General features: G+C 42.7%; 20 protein-coding genes. 12 read left to right on the forward strand and 8 right to left on the reverse strand.

What is annotated here, in order from left to right:
* Window positions 1–10: 10 nt before the first annotated feature.
* From KXV15_RS03390 to KXV15_RS03425, 8 genes are all read right to left on the reverse strand, one after another.
* Window positions 11–1,612, reverse strand: coding sequence for a L,D-transpeptidase family protein (locus KXV15_RS03390; RefSeq protein ID WP_240006748.1), 1,602 nt, complete (start codon window positions 1,610–1,612; stop codon window positions 11–13).
* Window positions 1,613–1,710: 98 nt separating this feature from the next.
* Window positions 1,711–2,814 (reverse strand): ABC transporter ATP-binding protein, encoded by a 1,104-nt coding sequence (locus KXV15_RS03395; protein WP_240006749.1) that lies wholly within the window; start codon window positions 2,812–2,814, stop codon window positions 1,711–1,713.
* The gene (locus tag KXV15_RS03400) at window positions 2,814–5,810 is read right to left on the reverse strand and encodes a carbohydrate binding domain-containing protein (protein WP_240006750.1); all 2,997 of its coding nucleotides are present in this window, start codon (window positions 5,808–5,810) and stop codon (window positions 2,814–2,816) included. Before KXV15_RS03400 ends, KXV15_RS03395 begins: the two co-directional genes overlap by 1 nt.
* Window positions 5,807–6,625 carry a carbohydrate ABC transporter permease gene (locus KXV15_RS03405; protein WP_240006751.1) on the reverse strand — a complete coding sequence of 273 codons (819 nt, stop codon included), beginning with the start codon at window positions 6,623–6,625 and terminating at the stop codon, window positions 5,807–5,809. The genes KXV15_RS03400 and KXV15_RS03405 overlap by 4 nt, the downstream gene beginning before the upstream one ends.
* Complete coding sequence (locus KXV15_RS03410; protein ID WP_240006752.1) at window positions 6,625–7,518, reverse strand: carbohydrate ABC transporter permease; 894 nt, start codon at window positions 7,516–7,518, stop codon at window positions 6,625–6,627. Before KXV15_RS03410 ends, KXV15_RS03405 begins: the two co-directional genes overlap by 1 nt.
* Window positions 7,511–8,803 carry a sugar ABC transporter substrate-binding protein gene (locus tag KXV15_RS03415; RefSeq protein ID WP_240006753.1) on the reverse strand — a complete coding sequence of 431 codons (1,293 nt, stop codon included), beginning with the start codon at window positions 8,801–8,803 and terminating at the stop codon, window positions 7,511–7,513. The genes KXV15_RS03410 and KXV15_RS03415 overlap by 8 nt, the downstream gene beginning before the upstream one ends.
* Window positions 8,800–10,224 carry a glucoamylase family protein gene (locus tag KXV15_RS03420; RefSeq protein ID WP_240006754.1) on the reverse strand — a complete coding sequence of 475 codons (1,425 nt, stop codon included), beginning with the start codon at window positions 10,222–10,224 and terminating at the stop codon, window positions 8,800–8,802. The genes KXV15_RS03415 and KXV15_RS03420 overlap by 4 nt, the downstream gene beginning before the upstream one ends.
* A gap of 139 nt (window positions 10,225–10,363) precedes the next feature.
* A complete protein-coding gene (locus KXV15_RS03425; RefSeq protein ID WP_240006755.1) occupies window positions 10,364–11,368 on the reverse strand; it encodes a LacI family DNA-binding transcriptional regulator in 1,005 nt (334 codons plus the stop codon).
* A gap of 232 nt (window positions 11,369–11,600) precedes the next feature.
* On the opposite strand from KXV15_RS03425, the gene KXV15_RS03430 reads away from it, so the two are divergent.
* From KXV15_RS03430 to pnp, 12 genes are all read left to right on the forward strand, one after another.
* On the forward strand, window positions 11,601–12,998 hold the full coding sequence (locus tag KXV15_RS03430) for a GH1 family beta-glucosidase (RefSeq protein WP_240006756.1): 1,398 nt from the start codon (window positions 11,601–11,603) through the stop codon (window positions 12,996–12,998).
* 73 nt (window positions 12,999–13,071) lie between these two features.
* Window positions 13,072–14,742 carry a hypothetical protein gene (locus KXV15_RS03435; protein WP_240006757.1) on the forward strand — a complete coding sequence of 557 codons (1,671 nt, stop codon included), beginning with the start codon at window positions 13,072–13,074 and terminating at the stop codon, window positions 14,740–14,742.
* A gap of 73 nt (window positions 14,743–14,815) precedes the next feature.
* Window positions 14,816–15,235: a VOC family protein gene (locus KXV15_RS03440; RefSeq protein ID WP_240006758.1), complete on the forward strand. Its 420-nt coding sequence runs from the start codon at window positions 14,816–14,818 to the stop codon at window positions 15,233–15,235.
* Between the two features lie 7 nt (window positions 15,236–15,242).
* Complete coding sequence (locus KXV15_RS03445; RefSeq protein ID WP_240006759.1) at window positions 15,243–15,689, forward strand: VOC family protein; 447 nt, start codon at window positions 15,243–15,245, stop codon at window positions 15,687–15,689.
* Between the two features lie 132 nt (window positions 15,690–15,821).
* The gene (gene rimP / locus KXV15_RS03450; protein WP_240006760.1) at window positions 15,822–16,406 is read left to right on the forward strand and encodes a ribosome maturation factor RimP; all 585 of its coding nucleotides are present in this window, start codon (window positions 15,822–15,824) and stop codon (window positions 16,404–16,406) included.
* Window positions 16,402–18,009: a transcription termination factor NusA gene (nusA, locus tag KXV15_RS03455; RefSeq protein ID WP_240007200.1), complete on the forward strand. Its 1,608-nt coding sequence runs from the start codon at window positions 16,402–16,404 to the stop codon at window positions 18,007–18,009. The genes rimP and nusA overlap by 5 nt, the downstream gene beginning before the upstream one ends.
* Window positions 17,996–18,658, forward strand: coding sequence for a DUF448 domain-containing protein (locus tag KXV15_RS03460; protein WP_240006761.1), 663 nt, complete (start codon window positions 17,996–17,998; stop codon window positions 18,656–18,658). The genes nusA and KXV15_RS03460 overlap by 14 nt, the downstream gene beginning before the upstream one ends.
* Before the next feature lie 100 nt (window positions 18,659–18,758).
* Window positions 18,759–21,371: a translation initiation factor IF-2 gene (gene infB, locus KXV15_RS03465; protein ID WP_240006762.1), complete on the forward strand. Its 2,613-nt coding sequence runs from the start codon at window positions 18,759–18,761 to the stop codon at window positions 21,369–21,371.
* Window positions 21,372–21,509: 138 nt separating this feature from the next.
* Window positions 21,510–21,944: a 30S ribosome-binding factor RbfA gene (gene rbfA / locus KXV15_RS03470; protein ID WP_240006763.1), complete on the forward strand. Its 435-nt coding sequence runs from the start codon at window positions 21,510–21,512 to the stop codon at window positions 21,942–21,944.
* A gap of 2 nt (window positions 21,945–21,946) precedes the next feature.
* Complete coding sequence (truB, locus tag KXV15_RS03475) at window positions 21,947–22,897, forward strand: tRNA pseudouridine(55) synthase TruB (RefSeq protein ID WP_240006764.1); 951 nt, start codon at window positions 21,947–21,949, stop codon at window positions 22,895–22,897.
* A gap of 14 nt (window positions 22,898–22,911) precedes the next feature.
* Entirely contained in the window at window positions 22,912–23,181 is a 270-nt protein-coding gene (rpsO, locus tag KXV15_RS03480) for a 30S ribosomal protein S15 (RefSeq protein ID WP_240006765.1), read from the forward strand.
* A 218-nt stretch (window positions 23,182–23,399) separates the two neighbouring features.
* On the forward strand, window positions 23,400–25,562 hold the full coding sequence (gene pnp, locus KXV15_RS03485; RefSeq protein ID WP_240006766.1) for a polyribonucleotide nucleotidyltransferase: 2,163 nt from the start codon (window positions 23,400–23,402) through the stop codon (window positions 25,560–25,562).
* Window positions 25,563–25,580: the final 18 nt, after the last annotated feature.

Raw genomic sequence — 25,580 nt, forward strand, 5'->3', positions numbered from 1 at the left:
CATTAATTTACTAAGGGGCCGCAGTATCAAACTTCTCAACCACTACTTGGTTTGTAATTGCATTTTGATTTTCCGCTTTAGGCGCAACATCATTTTTTGCAATCTTATCCGTTTTTGGTTTCTTATTTGTTACCACTTTCTCAGCAGCATTTTCATCAACACTAATTTTGCCCCCATTAAGCAATTCATCAAGTGCCTTATCCCATTTATAAGGGTCGGAAGTGAAATAAACAACCTTTTTGCCGTCAATTTCATCAACAAAGGCAGTTCTGTATAAAATTAGTACAGGGGTTTTTACATCAAGCCTAACCGCTTGTGTTTTTACCGTGCTTGTAATTTCATCAATTCTTTCGCGGGTAAAACCTTTATCTTTAAGCAAGATAGCCGCCAAATCTTTGGGATAATGAAGGCGAACGCAACCATGGCTAAAGGTTCGATTGCGTACGTCAAACAAGGCGTGGTTTGGCGTATCGTGCAAATAGATTGCGTGACCGTTTTCCATATCAAACTTCACACGCCCCAGTGAATTGCTGGGGCCGGGGGGTTGAACGCGCACGCTTCCCTTAATTGATTCAGGCTTATACCATGGTGGATTAAATACAACCGCACGAATATGATCGGCAAGGATTGGGGTTTTTGTGCTGTCTTTGCCAACAATTGCCGGCATTTCAATTCGCTTTATGCCATTATCCCACATGATAACGCGTTGGTCTGCGATGTTTGCCTCGATGCGCACGGCAGGGTTTTCACGTGGCAACCAACGCTCACGCTCAAGGTTTAAATCGATTTGTTTAAGGCGATCCATAGCACTTACATCAAGTGCTTTAAGGGTATTTTCATTTAGATCGCCAGTAATTTTAAGATTATGGCTCTTTTGAAAATTTTCGAGTTGTTTTTTAAGACCTTCATCGAAATATGTTGGTGTTGTGCTATTTAGCGCCGTGAAATCTTCTTGTGCAAGGCGATTGCGAAGGGTGCCGACTTTTTCATCGGTCATCCCAAGTTTTAATTCTGGGGCGTCGCCAATTTTTATAAACCCGCCATTTTTTACAATTGCAGCATATTTCGTGCGCATTTCAGTCAAAGACGTATATGCATTATGAGTTGGGGCAAGTGAATTTACAAATCCTTGCAGATTATTATTGGCAAATGCCGTGTCAAATTCGGCGCCAAAATCACGCGCCTTGGTGCGCATAAGCCAATAGCCAGAAACTTTTTTCCACGGCACGCGGCCACCATTCATGTTGTTACCGAATTTTACCAATTCATTTTTAAGGAGGTTCTTATCCTCTTCGGTAATTTTCTCGCCTTTGTTAATTTTGGCGGCAAGTGCACTTAAATCCGGCTTGTTAAGGCCATGCGTTTCTGCGCCTTCTAGGAAGTTTATAATCATTGTGGCATCGGCCTTTTTCACCGCGCCATTATCAAGGCTTAGAAGTTCACCAATTTTGTCGGCAGGATTGTTTTGCGAAGTCTTTGTCGATGCTGAGTTTCCAGTTGGAGTAAATTTTCCAAGTGAAATTAACCCCCTGTCTTGCAACTGGTTAAATACGACAAATCCTGCCCCAACAAGGGCAATAGTTCCAGTTAATATTTTCGCAAAATTCTTCATTAACTGCTTGTTATCCAAATATTGTAAAAAAGCAATTAAAGTTAATAAAGTTTAATGAAGACTATTTAAATAATACTTACGGTTTAGTACTTTGAATATTAAAATAGAGTGACGTTTTTACCATCTTTATTAAAAACATGAATATGACTTAAATCAAAGCTAAGGCTATGATTTTTACCGATTTTCGCATTAAATTCTGGTGCAAGCTGTAGGGTTATTTTGACTTCACTATCTTTATCATCTGCGGTTTCAAAATAAGCATATTTTGCATGCCCTAATTCCTCTACAAATTGCAGTTTTGCATCAAGCAACCCCTTGTTTTCAGATATAAATAAATGCTCAGGGCGTATGCCAACGGTTACATCGTCACCGATTCTTAAATCAGAATTGATTTTAATGGTAATTTCAGAGTGATTATTGATAAGAATTTGGGCTTCTTTTGCATTCGTATTAATAACTTTTGCTTTGATGGAATTCATTTTTGGTGAGCCAATAAAGCCCGCAACAAAAATATTTTCTGGGCGCTTATAAAGTTCAAGTGGCGCGCCATATTGTGAAATATAGCCATTATTTAAGACCACGATTTTATCCGCCAATGTCATTGCCTCAATCTGATCATGGGTAACGTAAATAATGGTTTTACCCAAGGTTTCGCCAAGGCGCGCAAATTCATAGCGCATTTTAACCCGTAAGGCGGCATCAAGGTTTGATAATGGCTCGTCAAATAAAAATACTTCTGGCTTGCGAACGATGGCGCGGCCAATTGCAACCCTTTGACGTTGACCGCCCGATAATTCTTTGGGTTTGCGGTTTAATAGGTGATCAATATTTAGGGTCTTGGCAGCAGCACGCACCGCAACGTCAATTTCTTCTTTTGGCCTGCTGGCAAGTTTTAGCGCAAAAGCCATATTATCATAAACATTCATATGCGGATAAAGCGCATATGATTGAAATACCATGGCAATTCCGCGTTCAAGTGGTGAATGATTGGTAACATCTTTACCGCCAATAAAAACTTGTCCTGCGGTTGGTGTTTCTAGCCCTGCAATCAAACGCAAAAGTGTTGATTTCCCACAACCTGATGGGCCAACAAAAACCACAAACTCCCCATCTTTGATGTCGAGGTCGATGTTTTTGATGACTTCAACTTGGTTTTTGTCCCCAAAGCTTTTTTTGATGTTTTTTAATTCTATGCCTGCCATTATTTCATCTCAACAATAGGTGCACCAAAATAGTAATCTTCTGCCTTGGTTGCTTGTAACTTGCCATTTATATAAAGTTTTTTACCCGCGAATAGTTTTTGCGGAATTATAAATCCGCCGATTGGAAATTCCTCGCCGGAAATTTTCAAATTAAGTTCAGTTTTTTTGTTGTCGCTTTTGGCTGCAATGGAAACTTTTCCTTGTGTGGTAACTAATCCGTCAATTCTTATGCCTTCGCCTGATAACCAATTGGGGTTTACGCCCGCCCCAACCACAATTGCCAATGTGTTTGCGTCTTCATAGACAATACGGTCGGTGGCAGCGCGTATGAAATCACTTGCGACCCAGCCATGCGGCAAATCACCAAGGAAACGTGGGGTACGAACCTCGCGCCCAACAACTTCGGCGAATGCATTCCACTCATGCGGGTGGCGGTCATTCATGAAGAAATTGCTTGCGCTTTCTGCGCGGTCAGATTGCCCAAGATGGCTAAACGCGCTTACGACCCGCCATTCATATGGGGTATAATCTTTCCATTCTTTATCAATGTCGCGACGTTTTATAAAATTATCCCAATATTTATCAAATGTCGCATAAAACCACTCGCGCGGAAAATACCTATCAACCCCAAGCAATAGTGCAATTGTGGTTGAGGTTGCATCAAAATCACCGCGATCTGCTGCACCGGCGATATATTTAAAACCATAGCGTTTTTGAGTTGCCATTATGGAGTTTTTTATATCATCGGCAAATTGCATTTTTTCGTAATAAATCGCATCGTTTTGTTCATATTCTTCTGCCGCAAAAGCTATTGTTTGGGCATCTTCATAGCCCCTTAAGCCCCAGAAATTATCCCAATGCGAATAGGCGGGTTTATCTGAATAGCCTTCATGCGAAATGCTTGGTGGCAAAAGCCCATATGTATCAGAGCCAATCTTGTCATCCGTACGCTCAGAAAGTCTTTGATTATTCATGTAGTCATAGGCTGCTTTGACATTTTTCCAATATTTTTTGGGAATTTCAGAATCTTTGGTATAATCATAAACCAGTTTGACAAGGTGGATATATTCACCTTGGGAATCGTTTTCGGGGACAGGGTCAGAACCACGAAAATCAACACAACAAGGTATCTTGCCATTCTCAAATTGATATTTTGAGAAATAATCAAGATAATCAATTGCTTCCTTGGTATAGCCATAACGCAATAATTCCTCGGCAATCATTACGCCGTCTCTTATCCACGAGCGGGCATAAGAACGCGCACCGGGGCGCAAAATAACCCCATCACGCATAATAAGAATATTGGCGATTGAGGTTTTGATGGTGTTCGCCAAGTCTTGGTCGTTGCCGCCCAATTTTATATCGACATTTGAAAGGCGTTTGCGCCAAAAATCTGCTGTCTGTTTTAATGCCGCATAATCATCTGTTTGGTTTATTGTTTGCCCATTAAGTGGCGCATTAAAACTAATACTTTTACTTTCACCTGGCTTAAGCGTGATTTCATAAACCATTAGCCCTTGGGCTAGCCCATTTTTATCTTGCGAATAGGCTGAGGTTGGTAATTCATTATTGTTGAGTTTTTCAATTAGATTGCCCTCATAAAAATCACTTGTAGCGATTTTTTTTGCGGCTTCTGAATAAATGACCTTGGTTTGGTTAATTAATGCGGAATTATTGTTTAAGGTAACTGAATTTATTGGCGCATAGCCGCCTTCGGTTGCCAAGAATTGCTTGGGCGAATTAACCTGTGTTGGGCGGGTATATAACGCAAGTTTAAGGGTTTTTGATTTATCGGAAGTGTTTTTTAATTCATATATTCCATGAACGAATGAACTTTCCTTCGTTCCAGAGACAAAGCCAGTGTTTTTTAATTCAAACCCATCACCAAACCATGTTGCGGTTGGGATTGGCAAATAATTATCCATTAAAGAATGGCTTACTTTAACGTCTTGATAGGTGAAAAGTTTGTTGCCATCCATGACAAAGGGGGCAATTGAAAAACCACCTCGACCAATTTCAATTGCGCCATCTTCGCTAATTAATGCGCCCTGATTTCCGCCACCATCAACGCCCATCAGTGTCCAATATTCTTGTTGGTTATAAAAAGCGCGCGGATATGCCCCACGAATGGAGTTGGCGGCAACATTATAAAGGAATGAATTGTAATTGGCCCCAAATTCAAGCGGCTCAATCTTGAAGTTTTTAACCGCAGCCGATTTGGATGTAATTCTTATAAATTTTGCTTCGGCTTCTGTGGTCTTGATTAAATCATTACCGCCATCAGAGTTTTGTATGCTTTGGACAGGGGTATATTTTTTTCCGTCAAGAGATGATGCAATATCATATGAAATATTACCAGTTTTGTCCCATTCAAGACTTATACCACCAAATTCGCGAACGCGCCCCAAATCAAAAATTTGGCTATCGCCCTGTTTTGAAATTTTAATTGGCGGTGGTGGGGTATTTTCGGCATCAAGTGGTTCAATTTTTAAATTATCAATTTCGACAAAGCCTTTGCCACCATTGCCCGCAGTTATTACAAATTCCAAGCCATCAGAATGGGTAAGGGGGGCATCTTTCACAGGGCCCCAGGCGAATGAAACTTGGCGTTTTTTGATACGAATTAATTGCCAGTCATTTGTTAATTCAAAATCACGTTTTTGATTCCACCAAACCGTATCGCCGCTTGAATTTGATAATTTGAATTCGAGATTATTTTTCAAACCTTGCCCGCGAATATAGAATGAGATCACATAATTCTCAGGGTATGAAATCGGTAATTTACGGCGTACAAAGGCATAACCACCATGATTATTAAAATCATAATCAAAACGTATGGCCTTGCCATCAACCCCTTTCACAGATGATTTAAGTGATGAAACTCCGTCTGATGCGGCGGCCTGCCATGCAACCAAATCCTCAAAATTATCGAGGTTTTGCGCATTGGAATATGCAGGTATCAAAAGTGCGGTGGTTAAAAATAAAAACTTTCTCATCCCTTCACACTCCCGGCCAAAAGCCCGCGCATATAATATCGTTGAAGTACCAAAAATAATAACAAAACTGGCAAAACCGTTATCACTGCACCCGCCATCATTAATTCGCTATCTTGGACGTGTTCACGTGATAAAACCGCAAGTGCGACAGGCAATGTATAAGACTGATTGTCGGTTAAAATAATCAATGGCCACATAAAATCATTCCAACTTCCAAGGAAAGTAAACAAACCCAATGTAACCAAAATTGGTGTTAAATTTGGGATGATTAATTTGGTGAAAATCTGAAACTCATTGGCACCGTCTACCCTTGCCGCTTCAATCATTTCATCAGGAATTGATTGCGAAAATTGGCGTACCATGAAAATCCCAAATACACTTGCAATCCATGGCACTAATGCGCCGGCATAGGTATTCACAAGACCAAAGGTTTTTAGCAAAAGGAATAGGGGCATCATGCCAACTTGCGCAGGTATAATTAGCGCGCTTAGGAGGCTATTAAACATTGCATCACGCCCCTTGAAACGTAATTTGGCAAAGGCATAACCCGCCATTACGTTAAAACTTAAGGAAAGAATGGTCGCGCAAACTGCAAGAATTACGCTATTGAAAAAATAAACCTCAATATGGTTGCCAGCAAATAATTCATGGTATGCGTTCAATGTCGGTGATTTGGGCAAAAGTGGCGGTGGGAATGATGCCGCTTCGCCCGAGTGCATGAACGATGTTGTCACCATCCATAAAAGCGGGAAGGCAACCAAAAACACCAAAAGCCAAACAATAAGATTAAAGAAAAGGGATTTTAATTTTTCCATTATTTAACCCCTTGTAATTTGGCAATTTGTCCTTGAATTAGGGTCATGACCAGCATCATGGCGAATAATACAAATGCCACAGCAGAGGCCGAACCCAAATTCCACCATTTAAAGCCTTGTTCATACATCATATAAAGCACGGTAACGGTTTGTTCTGCGGGGCCACCTTGGGTCATTACATATGGTTCGGCAAAAAGTTGGAAATAGCCGGTCATGGTCATGATTGAAACCAAAAGTATGGATGGACCAAGTGCAGGCAGGGTAACGTTTAAAAACCTTTGCCATGGGCTTGCACCATCGATTTTTGCCGCCTCATAAAGGTCATTGGGAATTGAACCAATGGCGGCAATAAAAATCACCATATTATATCCAAAATTTTTCCAAACCGCGAAAACGATGATGGCTGGCATTGCCCAATGCGGATCACCCAACCAATCAATCGGATTAATTCCAAGTTTGGAGAGACCGAAATTTATAAAGCCATATTTGGTGTGCAATAAATATTTGAATACAACGGCGGTGGCAACCAATGTGGTTACAACAGGCGCAAAGAAAATTGTACGAATAAATGCCTTTAGTTTAACCGAATTTTCCGTAAGCAATATTGCCGCCGATAACGATGCCGCCATTGACAATGGGCCGCCGACAAATACAAAAAACAAGGTATTTTTTAACGCCGTCCAAAAAAGTGGATTTGCCAATAATTCACTATAATTTTTTAAACCCACAAAACGAAGATTATTGATGTCTGCAAGGGCGTAAATATCAAAATCTGTAAAACTAAGGATAAAGGCCGCCAAAGCTGGGCCAAAGAAAAACACCACAATCGCAATCATTGCGGGTGCAACAAATAAATAGCCAGCCAATGCAGTATTAAAAGGCGACTTATTCATGAATAGCCCCCCGTTTCAAAATCCAACGACGTTTTTCAAGGATGCGGTCGGCGCGTTTGTTCATTTCCAACACCGCACCATTAACATCAAATTGCCCGCGCAACATTTGTTCGGTTACAATTCGCATTTCTTGGGCAATTCTTTCCCATTCAGGGGCGGGTGGGGCAGGTTTTACGTGCTGTAATTGTTCGTAAAAAGCATTGGAATATTTATCCGTGTCAAGTTTTCCCATTGCCCATGATGATTTTTGTGCGGGCAAATCCCCGGTTAAATCATAAAATTCTTTCTGAACTTCTGGGCGTGATAGAAACTCAATCAATTTCCAAACCGCAGGTTTTTTGTTTGAATTTTTCATAACCACAAGGCTTGAACCACCTGCTGATGAATAATTAATTCCGCAAGGGCCAATTGGCATTGGTGTGGTTGCCCAATCATCCTGCATAGCTTCTGGCAGGCGGCGTTTAAACTCACCAATATTCCATGGGCCTGTTATATAAAAACTGAAAAGCCCACGGGCAAATTCATCATAAATATTTGAAATTTGGCTGGCATCAGTTAATGGTGCAAGCCCTTCATCAAAGAGAGATTTATAATATGTAAGTGTCTCTTTATAGCCCTTGGAATCAAAATTACCCAATGTAGCATTATCTTTTAAAATTGGGTCATCTACGCTTAGGGCGAGATTGAACAAAGGCTCATATTCATTAAGCGGGAGGATTATTGCATATTTATCTTTGCCGACATTAGCCTTTATTTTGCGTAATGCATTTCTAAAACCGTCCCAATCTTTTGGAACTGTATCAAACCCGGCCGCGCGTAATGTATCTTTTCGGTAAAATAAAACCCTTGTATCAACATACCATGGAATGCCGTATAATTTGCCGTCAATGACATTGGTGTCCCAAATGCCTTCAAAATAATCATTCTTTTTGATGTTTGAATTAGTTAAAAACCCATCAAGACGGTCAACCGCACCAATCGCCACAAATTCTGGAAGCCAACTATTCCCGATTTGTGAAATATCTGGCAACGTATTGCCTGCAAAAGCGGTCAATAGTTTTTCATGCGCCGCAGTCCACGGTAATTGTTGTACCTTGACCTGAATATCAGGGTTATCGATAAGGAATTTTGGCAATAATTGACCAACAACTTCGCCTTCGCGCCCCATGCCCCAAAAGTTTATAACATTGCCAGAATGGGCATTGGAATTGCCAAAAACTTTTGAACATCCGGCAAAAAGCGGCGCGCCAATCATTGTCAAAATGGTGTTGCGGCGGTTTATCATTTTGCGTCCAAATATCCTCCTTTAAAGCCAGCTTTTACAAGCCCGCGCCGCAAAACTGCATTATTACGCATAATGTCCCAAATGAATTGGTTTTTGTAATTGGCGATGCCCAACAGAATAGGGCCTTGATCAATTGCCAAATAATCACCATCAACCCAGCCAAAACCTTTTATAACCTTGCCATGTTGCACCGGAATATCATACTGGAATGATTGGTTGAAGCTATCTAAAAAGCCGTATTGGGAATAAATATACTTGCCATGGGTTTTATACATGTAAACCATTGCTTCTTTTACAATGTCTGGCGCAAACGGTAATGACGCGATGGCGGCGGTTGGCGCAATTGTGCCGTCGTCAAATGTATTTCTGCCATCAGGATAAAGGCCTGCTCCACGTCCGGCATAGGTAATAAAGCGGCGCTTTTGCCCCATATAATCAAATTCTTTATCAATTGGGCCATCACATGCGGTTATACCCCAGTTTTGCGCCGAATATCCTTTCCATGAAAGTGGGTTTTTAATCCCATATTCACGCTGTGCGTAGGTGGCACGACGGGTGTTTTCAAAATAATCTATGCCTTTGGTGCGGTTATAGTCATCCTGAATATTTTTGAAATCAATGAAAATATGGCTATATTGATGCCCGAAATGCGGTGCAAAAATCAAATGCTCATAACCATCATAATTTCCCCACGAATTTGGGTAAGTCTCCGACCATCTGCCCCATGCTTCTGCGGATAAAAAGTGATTCTCTGCACCCATCGCCATTATATAAAGCAGCATTGCCTCATTATATCCGTGCCAGTCTGAAACGATAAAGCCATCTTCTGGGTGCCATCCCATTGAAAGGCGCCCGCTTTCATTTAACATGAATGACCATTCGACACGGTTAAATAAATCACGCGACAGTTTTCGTATTTCGGCCTCGGCATCATTATCGCCCGACCAATAATCGCCGGCAAAAAGCACGCCACCCATCAAGAGCGCGGTATCGATTGATGACAACTCACACTTGGCTAAACGCTCACCGGTTTTTGTATCAAGAAAGTGATAGAAATATCCCTTATAACCTGCATTGCCGCGTGGTTCAGGGCCTTGTTTTAAACCCAATAAAAAGCGAAGTGTTGTTAGGGTTCTTTCTTTCGCCTGATCTTGGGAAATATAGCCGCGCGTAGCCGCATATGGATATGATGCAAGCGCAAAACCAACACCCGCAACCGAGCTTGCCGAAGGGCTTGGGTATCTGTCAGGCGTTAAACCGGTTTCGGGGTTTGTCGTTTCCCAAAAGAAATTGAAGGTGCGGCGTTCAATATCGTCAAGGATTTTATCAAATTCATTATCTGAAAGATCTATTTTGTTTGCGCCCGTTGTGCAGGCAGACAAAAACACGGCTGAAGAAATTAAAAAATCCCTGCGTCTCATAACAAATCCCTGTAACTTACGCCGATATTTCGACAAATATTTTTAATTGGCAATCAGTCTTGCACAAATTTTTAATTTGCGCAAACGTTTACGCATAATAAGATGCAGATAATGTGGTTTTTGTTTTAATCCACTTATTTTATTCTGGCTTTATAGACGATTCACGCTCAAATAAATGTGGCGTGAAAACTACGAGCTTGTTTGTATCCGCGCTATTGGGCTTACCGTTCACCAATAAATTTAAAATTTCAACGGCCTTTTTGCCTAATTGCGACATATCAACACCAAGACTTGTAAGGCTTGGCGTTACGTATCGACCAATTGGTACGTTATCAAAACCAACAACACCAATATCGTCTGGCACTTTTAATTTTTTTTCTTTCAAGCCATTGATTAAACCAACTGCCATCATGTCATTCGCAACAAAAACCGCATCAATTATGCCAGCTTTAACATCGCTTGCTATTTGTTCGGCAATTTCAAAACCGCTTTCTTCGCGGAAATCACCCTCGTAAATTTTTTCAGGGCAAATATTTTTTATTGCGTCAAGGTAACCGTTTAAACGTTCCTTGGCCTCCATATTTACTTTTGGACCGGAAAGGTGGGCAATGTTTTTATAGCCTTGCTTTAAAAGGTGTTCGGTGGCGATTTTTGCACCTTGGAAGTTATCAATTGCGATAATTGGTGTTCCACCATGATTATTAAGGCTGGAAATCTGAACAATGGGTGCGCCAATCACATCGGAATAGGTTATTTCACCAAATTCATAGGGGGTCATAACAATTATGCCATCAACCCGCCCGCGCATCGCGGCAATTGCACTTTTGGTTTCTTTGGCATCATTATGGTATGATGATAATAATATCTGATAATTTGACGCCCGCGCTGCAGTATCAACACCGCGCACCAATTCGGAAAAGAATTCGCCGTATAGATCAGGAAGAAGCACACCAAAGATGTCTGTCTTTTTGCGAATAAGCGAACGCGCCCCAAAATGCGGAACATAATTTAATTCACGCGCGGCGCGTAAAATCTTATCTTTTGTAACGGGTGAAATTCTTCCAACGCCATTTAATGCACGAGAAGCAGAGGCAATAGAAACATTTGCCGCCTTTGCAACATCTTTAATTGTAGCTTTTTCCAAAATATTTCCCTTGATAAAGACGCGCAGATATATGCCCCTTGTTGCGCAACTCTAGTTATATTTCATAGTTTTTCAATCGCCTAAAGCATATGATTAATCGGCAATATTAGCACGTTTTAACATTTGTATAGGCAAAGTAGTTGAAAAAAGCTATTGCAAGCGATTGTAAAAATGCGTAAACGTTTACATAATTATCATCACCCAATCAAAGGGCAACAAACAAGGGGGATTTATGCCAGAAGGAATCAAGTCAAACAAGTTTCAGTTTCCTGAAGGGTTTCTATGGGGTTCTGCGACTGCTGCATATCAAATTGAAGGGTCGCCTTTGGCCGATGGTGCCGGACCTAGTATTTGGCAAAAATTTTCGCATACACCGGGCTTAATGCTAAATGGCGATACGGGTGATGTTGCAACGGATCATTATAATCGTTGGGAATCAGATGTTGAATTGATGGCGTCTTTGGGAATGAAGGCGTATCGTTTCTCAACTTCTTGGTCGCGGATTCTTCCAGAAGGCCGGGGACGGATTAATCAAAAGGGCATCGATTTTTATTCTCGACTTGTCGATAAATTGCTCGAAAAAGATATTGAACCTTTACTCACGCTTTATCATTGGGATTTACCAGAAGCGCTTGATAATATTGGCGGTTGGCTAAATCGTGACATTGCCGATTATTTCGCAGAATATGCGTCTGTTATGTATAAAAACCTTGATGGCAGGGTTAAAAAATGGGTCACTCTTAATGAGCCGTGGGTTGTAACCGATGGCGGTTATTTATTTGGCGCGCTTGCACCAGGTCATAAAAACCGTGCTGAATGCCCACTTGCGTCACATAATTTGATGCGGGCGCATGGTGCAGCGGTTAAGGCATATCGTGAAATCGGCAAGCATGAGATTGGTTTGGTTGTAAATATTGAACCAAAATATCCATCGACTGATTCGCCAGAAGACATTGCGGCGACTAAGCGTGCCGATGCCTATATGAACCGACAATATCTTGATGTTGCTTTCAAGGGTAAGTATCCAGAAGAAATGGCGGAAATTTTTGAGGATGCGTGGCTTCCAGAGCAACCTGCCGAAGATTATGAACTTATTAAACAAAAACTAGATTTTGTCGGCATCAATTATTACACGCGTTCTGTTACTGCTTATGAACCTAATAATTGGCATCTAAAGGCAAAGGGTGTGCGCGTGCCACACAAAACGTATACTGAAACCGGTTGGGAAGTTTTTGAACAGGGTCTCTATGACACTTTGAAATGGTTCAAAGAGCTTTATGGCGATACACCGCTTTATATCACTGAAAACGGTTCGGCATTCTTTGATCCGCCAAAAGCAATTAGGGGCAAGGTGCACGACCCTTTGCGTGTTGATTACATGCAGCGACATCTTCAGGCAATTCACAATGCGATTTCTGATGGCGTTGATATTCGCGGTTATATGTGTTGGTCATTGCTTGATAATCTTGAATGGTCTTTGGGTTATTCAAAGCGATTTGGTATTATCCATGTTGATTATGAAACATTGGAAAGAACGCCAAAGAATAGTGCGAAATATTACTCAGAAATCATTGCTACCAATGGGGCAATTTTATCAGAAGATCCATTTGAGGTTCTGAAAAAATACTAGCCATTAATATTTTGGTTACTTTGTCTTAATCAAATTACTTCAATTAGTTAAGTATTGAATTGTGTAATTAAAGATGAATAACCAGAATCAAGATCAAGAGTCATTAGCTGTTAAAGCCACAGATGTGCATGGCGCTCGCGTTGGTATGCGCACCTTTATGCTTTTTGCTGCGCTTTGTGGCGTTATTGGCTTTTTCACTGGCGGCATCATACTTCCATTTTTAAAATACAAGCCGAAAATTGAAGATACACAATATAAAGGCGATTCCAATAAAGACATTTTGATGATTTCAATTGGTCCGCAAAACGTGCTTGCGACACCTATTGAAGGCGCACAACCTGTTGCAACTGGCTTAACCGTAGAGCGAGTAATCTCAGAGTATGAAGTAAAATCATCACAAGCTGGCTATAATTCCAATATGGAAGTTGAAAAGGGTGACGGTAAAATCGAAATCCGTTTTAATTTTGAAGAGCCATCACAAAAGCAAAAAGAAAGCGCATTAATTGCCCCTGTCAAAGATTTTCCTAAATCTGTGGTTTTGACATTTGTTGCATCAGAAGAGCCAGGATCAATCGTTCTTTCGCAAATTCGCCATGATGGTAAGGCACTTTCACCAGGTGCGGCATTTGTCGAATTGGTGAAAATGGATGGCAATCCACCGGAATTGGCCCAAGGGCAGTATCTGACCCGTGATGGCATTTTTGAAATTAAATCAAATGAACATGGCCTTGCCGCCTTTATTGATAACAAACAAGTTTTTCCACAAACTGCGCAAAACGCGCTTAATTTGTCTTTTAATAATGATAAAAATGCCAAGTCAGCCACAAGTAATGAAAGCATTCGCATTGTTGGCATAGAGCCAAACAAAGGCATTTTCAAAGACCGTATTATATTGGTTTCAAGTGCAGTAAATGCGGCACCGTGCACCTCACAAGCAATTATTGTCGATGTTCCGCGCCATAAAACCGAGGTTTTGGGCAACATGCTTTATGAACCAAGGCTTTACCTTGCTAATGGAAAAAAATCCTTTGTAATAGGCGGTTTTTGCGACAAAGATGATAAGGGGGCAGCAATTGCGCCGCAAAACTATCGGGTTGAAGCAACATATAATCTGCAAACCGGAGAAATAATTTACAATAAAAAATCTGCTCAAGATGCAATACCGCAACTTGCCCCTACACTTGAAAATGTAGTTGAAAATAATGGCAATTGGCGCACAACTTCGCCAACACGTATTGCATCTCCATTGAATTCAGGGTCGCTTTTGGTGTCACTGGCTTGTAATCCAGCAGGTGGTGTAAGTATTTCAGTTTCAGGTTTGCCTTCACCATCTTCTGGTGAGGATACAAGGGTTTCGTTTGGCGGTGTTCATGCCTCTACATCTGCTGGCATGAAATATATTGCATCGGCAAATTCTTACGAAATGCTTGAGGTAAGTCGCCGGCTTGAGACTAAACAAGTGCTGAATGTTCTAAAAGGCGAAGGATCTATGAGTGTTTCGGCACTTGGTATCAAAGGTTCGGTTGCTGCACCTGGTGCGGATGCTGTCAACACGCTTGTATCGCGATGCGTGCCTTTGGCGGTTAAGCCGGCCGTAATTGATGGCGATGCGCCTAGTCCAACACCTGCTAAACCTGCACCACCAAAAACTATTGCAGCAAAACCTGCTCCAGCAAAAACTGTTGTGGCAAAGCCAAATTCGCAACATGCGCCATCGGCAAAACCTGTGACCAATAAAAACTAATTAAAGATTACATTCTTTTAAAATGTGATATGCTCTGCTGATTGCTAATGGCATGATAAAAAGGGAGCGCAAAATGATAACAGATATAATTAATTATCTTGGCTTTGACGGTAATTGCGAACAGGCTTTTAAATTTTACGAAAAGGCATTGGAGGGCAAGATTACCGGTTTTTTTCGTTATAAAGATGCGCCGGGTGATTATCAACATTCCCCAGAGGCGGCAGAACGTGTCATGCACGTAACTTTGCAAGTTGGCGATAAATTTATTCAGGGCGGTGATGCCCCAATGGGAATGCACAAGGGGCATTCAGGTTATTGTATTAATATTGTCACCGACAATAATGAAGATGCAGATAGGTTTTTCGCGGCATTGGCAGAAGGCGGCACAATCAATATGCCAATTTCAGAAACTTTTTGGGCACACCGTTTTGGAATGTTGATTGATAAATTTGGTGTTCCTTGGATGGTAAATCACCCAAAGCCAATGCAATAGGTGTGATATGAATAAAGTCACACCTTATTTATGGTTTAATAATAATGCCCATAAAGCGGCTGAATTTTACCTAAAGATATTCAAAGATGCTGCGTTAACTGAGGTTAAAAATGGTCCTGATGGAAATTTTTTTGCAGGCACATTGGAATTATCAGGGCAAAAATACATTTTGTTTAATGGCGGCGATTATTTCAAACTAAACCCATCATTTTCATTATATGTTGATTGTGAAACTCAAGAAGAAGTTGATTATTATTGGGACGAATTCATAAATGATGGTGCGGTGCCAAGCCGTTGCGGCTGGCTTGTCGATGCTTATGGCGTCTCTTGGCAAATAATTCCCAAGATGCTTCCACAATTGCTATTTTCCGAACATGGCGACAAGGCGCGTGACGCCATGTTGAAAATGTCCAAAATAATAATCAAAGATATTGAGGAAGCGGTAAAAAAATAAATTGTGCTTTAATGTCGTGACAAAGTCATAAAACCATATTATATAGCAACTAACAGTTTATTCCAGTCATTGAAAAATGACTTGGGCGGCTCGGGCTCGGGCCGCTTTTTTATTTTTGGTTTATTTGGTAAAATGCTTACTACAACACCTTTTGAACAAAGCCTTTATGATTTGCTTGCGCCCGCTGCGCACGATTTGGGCTATGAAATCGTTCGTATTCGCATGATGGGATCAAAGCGCCCAACATTGCAGATTATGGCAGAAACCTTTGATGGTTCTATGACGTCTGGCGATTGCGAAAAATTGTCACGTGGTCTTGGCCCAATTCTTGAAGCGCACGACCCAATAAGTGGTGAATATAATCTTGAGATTTCATCGCCCGGTATCGATCGCCCGCTTACACGTCTTAAAGACTTTGATCGTTGGGCTGGGTTTCGTGCCAAGCTTGAACTTAACCGCATGGTTGAGGGGCAAAAACGTTTTGCCGGCGTTTTGGTCGGAAGCGATAATGACAATGTTTCAATCGACCTTGATGGCGAAGAAGAAACCGCACTTATTCCATTTGCGTGGCTGCATAATGCCAAATTGGTGTTAACCGATGAATTAATTCGTGAATCTTTGTCGCGTCGTGCCAAGGATGACGAATTAGAACAAATTGAAACCGCCATTGATGATGGCAAAATTGAACTTGAAACCCCTGAAGATAGTGGAGATTAACATGGCGATCAGTGCCAACAGACTTGAACTTTTGCAAATTGCCCGTTCGGTTGCTGCTGAAAAAAATATTGATGAAAAGGTCGTTATTGACGCTATCGAAGGCGCAATTACCAAAGCGGCACTTTCACGTTATGGCGCAATCCACGACATCGTTGCCAAAATCGACACCAAAAGCGGTGAGTTGACAATTACCCGTCGTCAAACAGTTGTTCCAACTCATGACGAAGTTTTAAACGAAGCGCAACAAATCGCACTTGAAGATGCGGTTAAGTTGAAGCCAGATGTTGAAGTTGGCTATGTATTCACTGAGCAATTGCCATTGTTTGACTTTGGCCGCGTTATGTCATTGACCGGTAAACAAGTTATCACGCAAAAAGTTCGTGAAGCTGAACGTATGAAACAGTTTGACGAATTTAAAGACCGCGTTGGTGAGGTTGTTAACGGCACTGTGAAGCGTGCCGAATTTGGCAACATCTTCGTTGATTTGGGTCGCGGTGAAGGTGTTATCCGTCGTGACCAAACTTTGCCACGTGAAACCCTTAACATGGGCGATCGCGTTCGTGCATATATTTATGAAGTTAAGCACGAACTAAAAGGCCCACAAATTTTCCTTTCTCGTTCACACCCTGGCTTTATGGCGAAACTATTCACGCAAGAAGTTCCAGAAATCTATGATGGCGTTATCGAGATTAAATCAGTTGCCCGTGACCCTGCGTCGCGCGCAAAAATCGCCGTTTTCACATCTGATAATTCAATTGATCCTGTTGGTGCTTGCGTTGGTATGCGCGGTTCACGCGTTCAAGCCGTTGTTGGCGAATTGGGCGGCGAGAAGATTGATATTATTCCATGGTCTCCGGATCCTGCAACCTTTATCGTAAACGCTTTGCAACCTGCTGAGGTTTCAAAAGTGGTTCTTGATGAAGATGAAAACCGTGTTGAAGTTATCGTTCCAGAAGATCAATTATCACTTGCAATTGGTCGTCGTGGTCAAAACGTTCGCCTTGCATCACAACTTACTGGTTGGTCGATTGATATCTTGACAGAAGAGCAAGAGCGTGAGCGTCGTGAAAAAGAAACTGCAACCCTTGTTGATCTATTCATTAATGCGCTTGAAGTTGACGATATGATGGCGCGTCTATTGGTTTCTGAAGGTTTTGAAAGCATTGAAGACCTTGCCGGAACTGAAATTGATGATTTGATGGAAATCGAAGGCTTTGACCAAGAAGTTGCTGAAGAACTTCAAGCACGTGCGCGTGAGCATCTTGAGCTTAAAGCAAAAGAACTTGAAGAAAAAATTTCCAGCCTACAAATCGAACAAGCCTTGCTTGAACTTGATGGCGTTACCCCACAAATCGCAATTGCATTGGCTGAAGGTGGCGTAAAAACTGTTGAAGATCTTGCTGGCCTAGTATCTGATGATTTACGTGGCTGGTTCGAAGTTAAAAACGGTGAGCGTGTTCGTGAGGCCGGTATTTTGGATAGCTTTAACCTTTCATCTGAAGACGCTGATGCCATGATTATGGCGGCGCGTGTTGCTATGGGTTGGGTAGAGGCTGCAACCGAAGAAACTGAGGAGGCGGCTTCAACCGATGGACAAGCATGAGCGGGGTGAAGGTCATCGCCAAGAGCGGCGTTGCGCCCAAACCTATGAGATAAAAACAAATGACGAACTTATAAGGTTTGTCGCGGATGATGTCGGGGAAATTTTCCCCGATGTTGCCGCACGCGCGCCGGGGCGTGGTGTCTGGGTAAGTGCTGATGCCGAAATTCTCGCCAAGGCGGTCTCTGGGAATGCATTTGCAAAATCATTAAAGCGAAAAGTGCTACCGAATGCAGATTTGGTGGCGCGAACAACTATTGCATTATCAAATCACTGCCTTGATTTATTGGGTTTTGCCAAACGTTCAAATCAGCTTATAATTGGCGCCGACAAGGCATTAGACTTTCTAAAAGACAATGATGCTGCCTTTTTGATTGAGGCAAGTGACGGCTCTAATGATGGGCGGTCAAAACTGCTTTCGCGTCTTGGCAACAAGGCTGAGCAAAAGCTTATCGGCTGTTTCACTATGGATCAGCTTTCGGCAAAATTAGGAGTGGCAAATTGCGCACATGTCGTTATGCGACACGGTACATTTGCCAAGAATTACAAGGCACAAATATTGCGTCTTGGCGGTTTTATGCCGCTTTATGATGAAAATTGGATACGAGGACTAAATCAAAATACAAACCCTCATGAAATGCGGGAGATTTAGTTTTCAAATAAATATTGGTAAAATTGAATAACAAGACTTGATTTATTGGCGATTTTGATGGAAAAGCCCTGCAACGCCTAATGCAGGCAGATGGAACATAATGACTGATAATAACGAAAACGATCGCGGCGCGAATGCGCGTAAACCTCTTAGCCTTAACCGTGGTGGGGCTGCTGGCTCTACTGTGCGCCAAAATTTCTCTCATGGACGTTCAAAGACGGTTGTAGTTGAGGTGAAGAAAAAACGTGGCGCAGATGCACCGGTTGCAACTGGTTCTGCAAAAGCACCAACCCCAGGGTTTGTGCCAAAAGCCGCATTAAAGCCAAGAACAATTACCCCAACTCAGGCTGAGCCAGCGCATAATAATGCTGCCGGAAGTCTTTCTGCATCGGAAATGAAAGCACGCCAAGAGGCATTGGAACGTGCACGCGAACTTGAACTTGAGCGTCAAGAACGCGAACAACGCGAGGCAGAGGCACGCGCAAAACGGGAAGAACTTGACCGTATTCGCCGCGAAGAAGAAGAGCGTCTTGCACGCCTTGAAGCCGAGAAGAATAAGGCAGCCGCTGCTGCTGCGGTTGTTGAAGAGGAAATAGAAGAAACGCCTGCACCACAGGCTGCAAAACCTGCTGGTGAGCAGACTCAAAGCCGTCAAGAAGAGGCTCGTCCTGCGCCTGAAGCGGCATATGAGCCAGAAGAGGAAGAGACTGGAAATTCACCTGATATTCTATCTTCACTCGGTGGTCGTGTTAAAAAACAAAAACAAGCACCTTTAAAAGTTGTTCCTGCGTCACGTGATAAAAACGCGGCGCCACGTCGTGCTGGTAAACTTACCATCACTTCTGCGCTTGATGGTGACGGTGAGCGTCAACGTTCACTGGCATCTGTTCGCCGTGCACGTGAAAAAGAACGTGAGCGTCGTATGGGACGCACCCACCAAGAACCAACAAAACAATCGCGCGAAGTTGTAATTCCAGAAGCGATTTCATTGGTTGATCTTGCAAACCGTATGGCTGAGCGTCTTACAGACGTAATCAAATATATGATGAAGCAAGGACAAATGATGAAGGGTGCGGACATGCTTGATGCTGACACCGCCGAATTAATCGTGGTTGATTTTGGTCATACTCCAAAACGTGTTGCTGAATCAGACGTTGAAATTGGTCTTGAAGGCATTGAAGACACTGATGAAAACCAATTGCCACGTCCACCAGTCGTTACAATCATGGGTCACGTTGACCATGGTAAAACATCATTGCTTGACGCAATTCGCCAAGCCGATGTGGTTTCTGGTGAAGCCGGCGGTATTACGCAACATATTGGTGCGTATCAGGTTCGCTTGCCATCTGGTGATAAGGTTACATTCCTTGATACTCCGGGCCACGCGGCATTCTCTGCAATGCGTTCACGCGGTGCAGAAGTTACGGATATTGTTATTCTTGTGGTTGCTGCGGATGATGGCGTTATGCCACAAACTATTGAGGCGATTAACCACGCCAAAGCGGCGGGTGTTCCAATTATCGTGGCTGTGAACAAGGTTGATAAGCCTGATGCAAACCCAGAAAAAGTTCTTTCTGAACTATTGCAATATGACGTCGTCACCGAGAATTTTGGTGGTGATACACAGGCAGTAGAAGTTTCGGCAAAGCAAAAGAAAAACCTTGATAAACTTCTTGAGGCAATCATGCTTCAGGCAGAAATCATGGAGCTTAAGGCGAACCCGAACCGTACTGCCGAAGGTATCGTTATTGAGGCGAAACTTGATAAAGGTCGCGGTCCTGTGGCAACTGTTCTTGTTCACCGTGGTACTTTGAAACGTGGTGACATCGTTGTTGCGGGTACTCAATGGGGTCGTATTCGTGCAATGACCGATGAACGTAACCAAGTGCTTGATGCCGCATTACCTGCGCAGCCAGTTGAGATTTTGGGTCTTGATGGTGCGCCGGAACCTGGCGACCAATTGGTTGTTGTTGAAAACGAGGCACGTGCACGCGAAGTTACCGATTATCGTATTCGCTTGAAACGTGATCGCTCACAGATCAAAACCTCTTCACGTTCTGGCCTTGAAACAATGTTGGCGAAAATCAAAGAGCAAAAGCTTAAAGAATTCCCATTCATTGTTAAAGCTGACGTTCAAGGTTCTGCCGAGGCGATTTCAGCATCACTTGCAAAATTGAACAATGATGAAGTTGCGGCGCGTGTTATTCACCAAGGCGTTGGCGGTATCACTGAATCTGATGTGCTTTTGGCGAAATCTTCTGGCGCGGTTATTCTTGCCTTTAACGCTCGTGCGGCGAAACATGTGCGCGACCAAGCAGAGAATGAAGGTGTTGAAATTCGTTATTATTCAATCATCTATAATTTGCTTGATGACGTGAAAGATATCCTTTCAGGGATGCTTGAGCCAGAACGCAAAGAAACTTTCATTGGTTATGCCGAAATTCTTCAGGTATTCTCAATTTCCAAAGTTGGTAAAATTGCGGGCTGTCGCGTTACAGAGGGAACAATCAAACGCGGTTGTGGCGTTCGCTTGCTTCGTGATGACTTGGTTATCCATGAGGGTAAACTTTCAACCCTTAAACGCTTCAAAGACGAAGTTTCCGAAGTTTCGGGCGGTCAAGAATGCGGTATGGGCTTTGAAGATTATCAAGATATCCGTGAAGGCGATCAAATCGAATGTTTTGAAGTTGAGATTATTAAACGTAGCCTTTAGGCGTTTCTCCTCCCCTATAAGTAAAACGAATGGGGGAGGTGTCCCAAAAGGGACGGAGGGGGCTTGGGAATGTTCCCCCTCGGTCACGGCAGGCCCGTGACAGCTCCCCCATTAACAGGGGGGCAAAAAGGTTAAAACATGAAAAAAAGAAATTCAAAATCAAAAGAAACTTTGGGCCCAACCAACCGTCAACTTAGGGCGGGGGAAAACATTCGTCACGTATTGGTGAATATTATTGCGCGCGGTGAAATCCATGACCCGGCCTTGCAAGGTATTTCAATTACGATTGGTGAGGTGCGTATGTCACCGGACCTTAAGCATGCCAATATTTTTGTGTCGGCATTGGGTGATGATAATCCAGAAATTGTTGCCAAGTCTTTGAACCATGCGGCGGCGTTTTTGCGTGGGCAAGTGGCACATGAAATTGATGCCAAATTTACCCCCAAACTTAGATTTATTGCCGATAATTCCTATGATGTCGCGCTTAAAATTGATGGTCTTTTGGCGCAACCGCATGTGCAACAAGATTTAGATCGCAAAAATTTCACCCTTGATGAGGATGAGGAATTTTAATCTTGTCCAAGCGCAGAAAAAAGGGAAATGACATTCACGGTTGGTTGGTGCTTGATAAGGCATTGGAACTAACATCTACTGATGCAGTCAATAAGGTTAAACGGCTTTTAAACGCCAATAAATGCGGCCATGCGGGTACGCTTGATCCTCTTGCAACCGGTGTTTTACCAATTGCACTTGGTGAGGCGACACGAACTGTTGCTTGGCTTATGGAAGCGCAAAAGACCTATGAATTTACAATAAAATGGGGTTTAAGCACCACCACCCAAGATGCAGAAGGTGAAGTGGTGGCAACCTCGGAAGTGCGCCCAACAACGCAGGAAATTGAAAATATTATCCCATTATTCTTGGGAGAAATTGATCAAATCCCCCCTAAATATTCTGCTATTAAAGTTGATGGTGAGCGTGCCTATGATTTGGCACGTGACGGCGAAGAGTTTGAACTTGCGGCACGTAAAGTCCAAACCTATGAATTAAAATTGATAGCAAATGATAGCATTTCAGCGTCTTTTTTTGTTCGTTCAGGAAAAGGGTTTTATGTGCGCTCATTGGCGCGTGATTTATCCCACAAATTGGGGGCAGAAGGGCATATTATTCACCTTCGGCGTACGTCTGTTGGGCCATTTAAACAAGAAACAGCGATAACACTGGAAAATCTTGAAAAAATGTGTATAGACGCCCCTGCGTTGCAATTACTTTTGCCTTTTGAGACGGCACTGGGCGACATCCCGGTGCTTGCCATTAAAGAAGCAGAGGTTTTTGACCTGCGGCAGGGGCGCAAAATTTTGGTTCTTCCACCACAAATGGATGAATTAAAAGCCAAGCGCAGACCACGTAATATTTCGGGGCAGGATATGTCCCGTGCGGTATTAGCGGTTTGTGATGGTGTTGCGATTGCCTTGGGCGACGTGCGGGCGGGCTATTTTCAGCCGTTCCGCGTTTTTCAAACTTAAAGAAAGTATATTAGATGTCGATTACTAAAGAAGCTAAAGAAGCGGTTATCAAAGCGAATGCTTTGTTTGAAGGCGATACTGGTTCTCCTGAAGTGCAAATCGCGGTTCTTACCGTTCGCATTCAAAACCTTACAGAACACTTCAAAACCCATAAAAAAGACAACCACTCACGTCGTGGTTTGTTGACTATGGTGGCTTTGCGTCGCCGTTTGCTTGATTATGTTAAATCGCGTGATGTAAAACGCTACCAAGGCATAATCGAAAAACACGGCCTACGTCGTTAGAAATTTCAGACCCCATCAGCAATGATGGGGTCTTTTCAACTAAAATATGGATTTCGTCGTTTTTTTACGGCGCTTATTGATTTCGTAAAGAAATCAATTCAATGTTTGCTCTTCTACATGGGGTAGGAAAGCAATTGGCAAAATGCCAAATCGGGGAAAGGGTTCCCCAATATGTCGGATAATATCAGAGGGCTGGTATTATCTTGTAAGGAAGTTAAATGTTTAATATCGAAAAAGCATCTATCGAATGGGGTGGACGCACACTAACATTGGAAACTGGGCGTATTGCCCGCCAAGCCGATGGGGCAGTCCTTGCCACTTATGGCGATACACAAGTTCTGGCAACTGCGGTTGGCGCAAAAAGCGTTAAGCCAGGTACTGATTTCTTTCCGCTAACTGTGAATTATCAAGAAAAATATTACGCTTCAGGTCGTATTCCTGGTGGATATTTTAAGCGCGAAGCGCGCCCAACCGAATTCGAAACTTTGGTTTCTCGTTTAATCGACCGCCCTATTCGTCCGCTTTTTGTTAAAGGTTTTAAAAACGAAGTTCAGGTTGTTGTTACAACTCTTTCTCATGATGGTGAAAACAGCCCAGATATTTTGGCGATGGTTGCGGCATCTGCGGCACTTGCGCTTTCTGGTATGCCTTTCATGGGGCCTATCGGTGCGGCACGTGTTGGCTATTTGAATGGCGAATATGTATTGAACCCAACATTACAACAAACCGAAGAATCCGACATGGATTTGGTGGTTGCCGGTACAACTGATGCCGTGATGATGGTTGAATCAGAAATTTATGAACTTTCTGAAGAAGTTGTTTTGGGCGGCGTAAGCTTTGCGCACAAATCAATGCAGCCGGTAATTGATGCAATTATCGACCTTGCAGAGCGTGCAGCAAAAGATATGTGGGACTTTGAACCAGAAGATCACACTTCTGAATTTGATGCCGTAAAAGCACTTATCGGTGAAAAAATTGATGCGGCATACCGTATCGCAGATAAACAAGAACGTCATAACCTTATTGATGCTGCAAAAACCGAAGCTAAAGAGGCATTGGTAGCAACAGAAGAAAAACCAGAAGGCATGAGCGAAGTTCTTTTCAAAGACGTTTGTAAAGAATTAGAAGCTGATATCGTTCGTACTGCTGTGGTTAAAGAAGGTCGTCGTATTGATGGTCGCCCTGTTGATGTGGTTCGTAAAATCGTTCCAGAAGTTGGTGTATTAACTCGCGCACACGGTTCGGCTCTTTTCACTCGTGGTGAAACCCAGGCACTTGTTGTTGCTACTCTTGGCACCAATGAAGACGAGCAGATGGTTGATGGCCTTATGGGGCTTCAAAAAGAAAACTTCATGCTTCATTATAACTTCCCTCCATATTCTGTGGGTGAAGTTGGTCGTATGGGTGCAACAGGACGTCGTGAAATCGGTCACGGCAAACTTGCATGGCGTGCTATGCAGGCGGTTCTTCCTTCTAAAGAGCAATTCCCATATACTTTGCGTGTGGTTTCTGAAATCACTGAATCAAATGGTTCTTCCTCAATGGCGACTGTTTGTGGTTCATCACTTGCATTAATGGATGCAGGCGTTCCGCTTAAAGCTCCGGTTGCTGGTGTTGCAATGGGTCTTATATTGCAAAAAGACGGCTCATTCGAAGTCTTAACCGACATTTTGGGCGATGAAGACCACCTTGGCGATATGGACTTTAAAGTAGCTGGTACCGAAGCCGGTATCACATCACTTCAGATGGATATTAAAGTTGCCGGCATCACCGAAGAAATCATGAAAGTGGCGTTGGAACGCGCGCACAAGGCACGTTTCCATATCCTTGGTGAAATGGCAAATGCTTTGACCGAAAATCGTGGTCAAGTTAACACCTATGCGCCAAAAATTGAAAGCTTTAAAATCCCAACCGATAAAATCCGTGAAGTTATCGGAACCGGTGGTAAAGTTATTCGTGAAATCGTTGAAAAAACTGGTGCAAAAGTATCAATCGAAGATGATGGTACTGTTTCTGTTGCCTCTAATGAACAAGAGAAAATTGATGCTGCGGTTAAATGGATACGCGGCATCACAGATGAAGCCAAAGTTGGCGAAATCTATGAAGGCAAAGTTGTTAAAGTCATGGACTTTGGCGCATTTGTAAACTTCTTTGGTAACAAAGACGGTCTTGTTCATATTTCACAACTTGCACCGAAAAAAGTGGCTGCGGTTTCTGATGTGGTTAAAGAAGGTGACACTGTAAAAGTGAAACTTATGGGCTTTGATGATCGCGGTAAAGTTCGCCTATCTATGAAGGTTGTTGATCAGGAAACTGGTGAAGACCTAGAGAAAAAGGCAGCCGAAGAAGCCAAAGCAGAAAAAGAAGACGGCGCAGAATAATTTCCGCCAACTAATTAA

Source organism: Pseudaquidulcibacter saccharophilus, assembly GCF_019455445.1.
GTDB lineage: Bacteria > Pseudomonadota > Alphaproteobacteria > Caulobacterales > Aquidulcibacteraceae > Pseudaquidulcibacter > Pseudaquidulcibacter saccharophilus.

Coding starts and splice junctions, on each gene's coding strand:
- KXV15_RS03390 (WP_240006748.1), bottom strand. CDS start 1,612: ATGAAGAATTTTGCGAAAATATTAACTGGAACTATTGCCCTTGTTGGG.
- KXV15_RS03430 (WP_240006756.1), top strand. CDS start 11,601: ATGCCAGAAGGAATCAAGTCAAACAAGTTTCAGTTTCCTGAAGGGTTT.
- KXV15_RS03400 (WP_240006750.1), bottom strand. CDS start 5,810: ATGAGAAAGTTTTTATTTTTAACCACCGCACTTTTGATACCTGCATAT.
- KXV15_RS03405 (WP_240006751.1), bottom strand. CDS start 6,625: ATGGAAAAATTAAAATCCCTTTTCTTTAATCTTATTGTTTGGCTTTTG.
- KXV15_RS03445 (WP_240006759.1), top strand. CDS start 15,243: ATGAATAAAGTCACACCTTATTTATGGTTTAATAATAATGCCCATAAA.
- KXV15_RS03435 (WP_240006757.1), top strand. CDS start 13,072: ATGAATAACCAGAATCAAGATCAAGAGTCATTAGCTGTTAAAGCCACA.
- KXV15_RS03440 (WP_240006758.1), top strand. CDS start 14,816: ATGATAACAGATATAATTAATTATCTTGGCTTTGACGGTAATTGCGAA.
- rimP (WP_240006760.1), top strand. CDS start 15,822: ATGCTTACTACAACACCTTTTGAACAAAGCCTTTATGATTTGCTTGCG.
- pnp (WP_240006766.1), top strand. CDS start 23,400: ATGTTTAATATCGAAAAAGCATCTATCGAATGGGGTGGACGCACACTA.
- KXV15_RS03415 (WP_240006753.1), bottom strand. CDS start 8,803: ATGATAAACCGCCGCAACACCATTTTGACAATGATTGGCGCGCCGCTT.
- KXV15_RS03395 (WP_240006749.1), bottom strand. CDS start 2,814: ATGGCAGGCATAGAATTAAAAAACATCAAAAAAAGCTTTGGGGACAAA.
- rpsO (WP_240006765.1), top strand. CDS start 22,912: ATGTCGATTACTAAAGAAGCTAAAGAAGCGGTTATCAAAGCGAATGCT.
- rbfA (WP_240006763.1), top strand. CDS start 21,510: ATGAAAAAAAGAAATTCAAAATCAAAAGAAACTTTGGGCCCAACCAAC.
- infB (WP_240006762.1), top strand. CDS start 18,759: ATGACTGATAATAACGAAAACGATCGCGGCGCGAATGCGCGTAAACCT.
- KXV15_RS03460 (WP_240006761.1), top strand. CDS start 17,996: ATGGACAAGCATGAGCGGGGTGAAGGTCATCGCCAAGAGCGGCGTTGC.
- KXV15_RS03410 (WP_240006752.1), bottom strand. CDS start 7,518: ATGAATAAGTCGCCTTTTAATACTGCATTGGCTGGCTATTTATTTGTT.
- KXV15_RS03420 (WP_240006754.1), bottom strand. CDS start 10,224: ATGAGACGCAGGGATTTTTTAATTTCTTCAGCCGTGTTTTTGTCTGCC.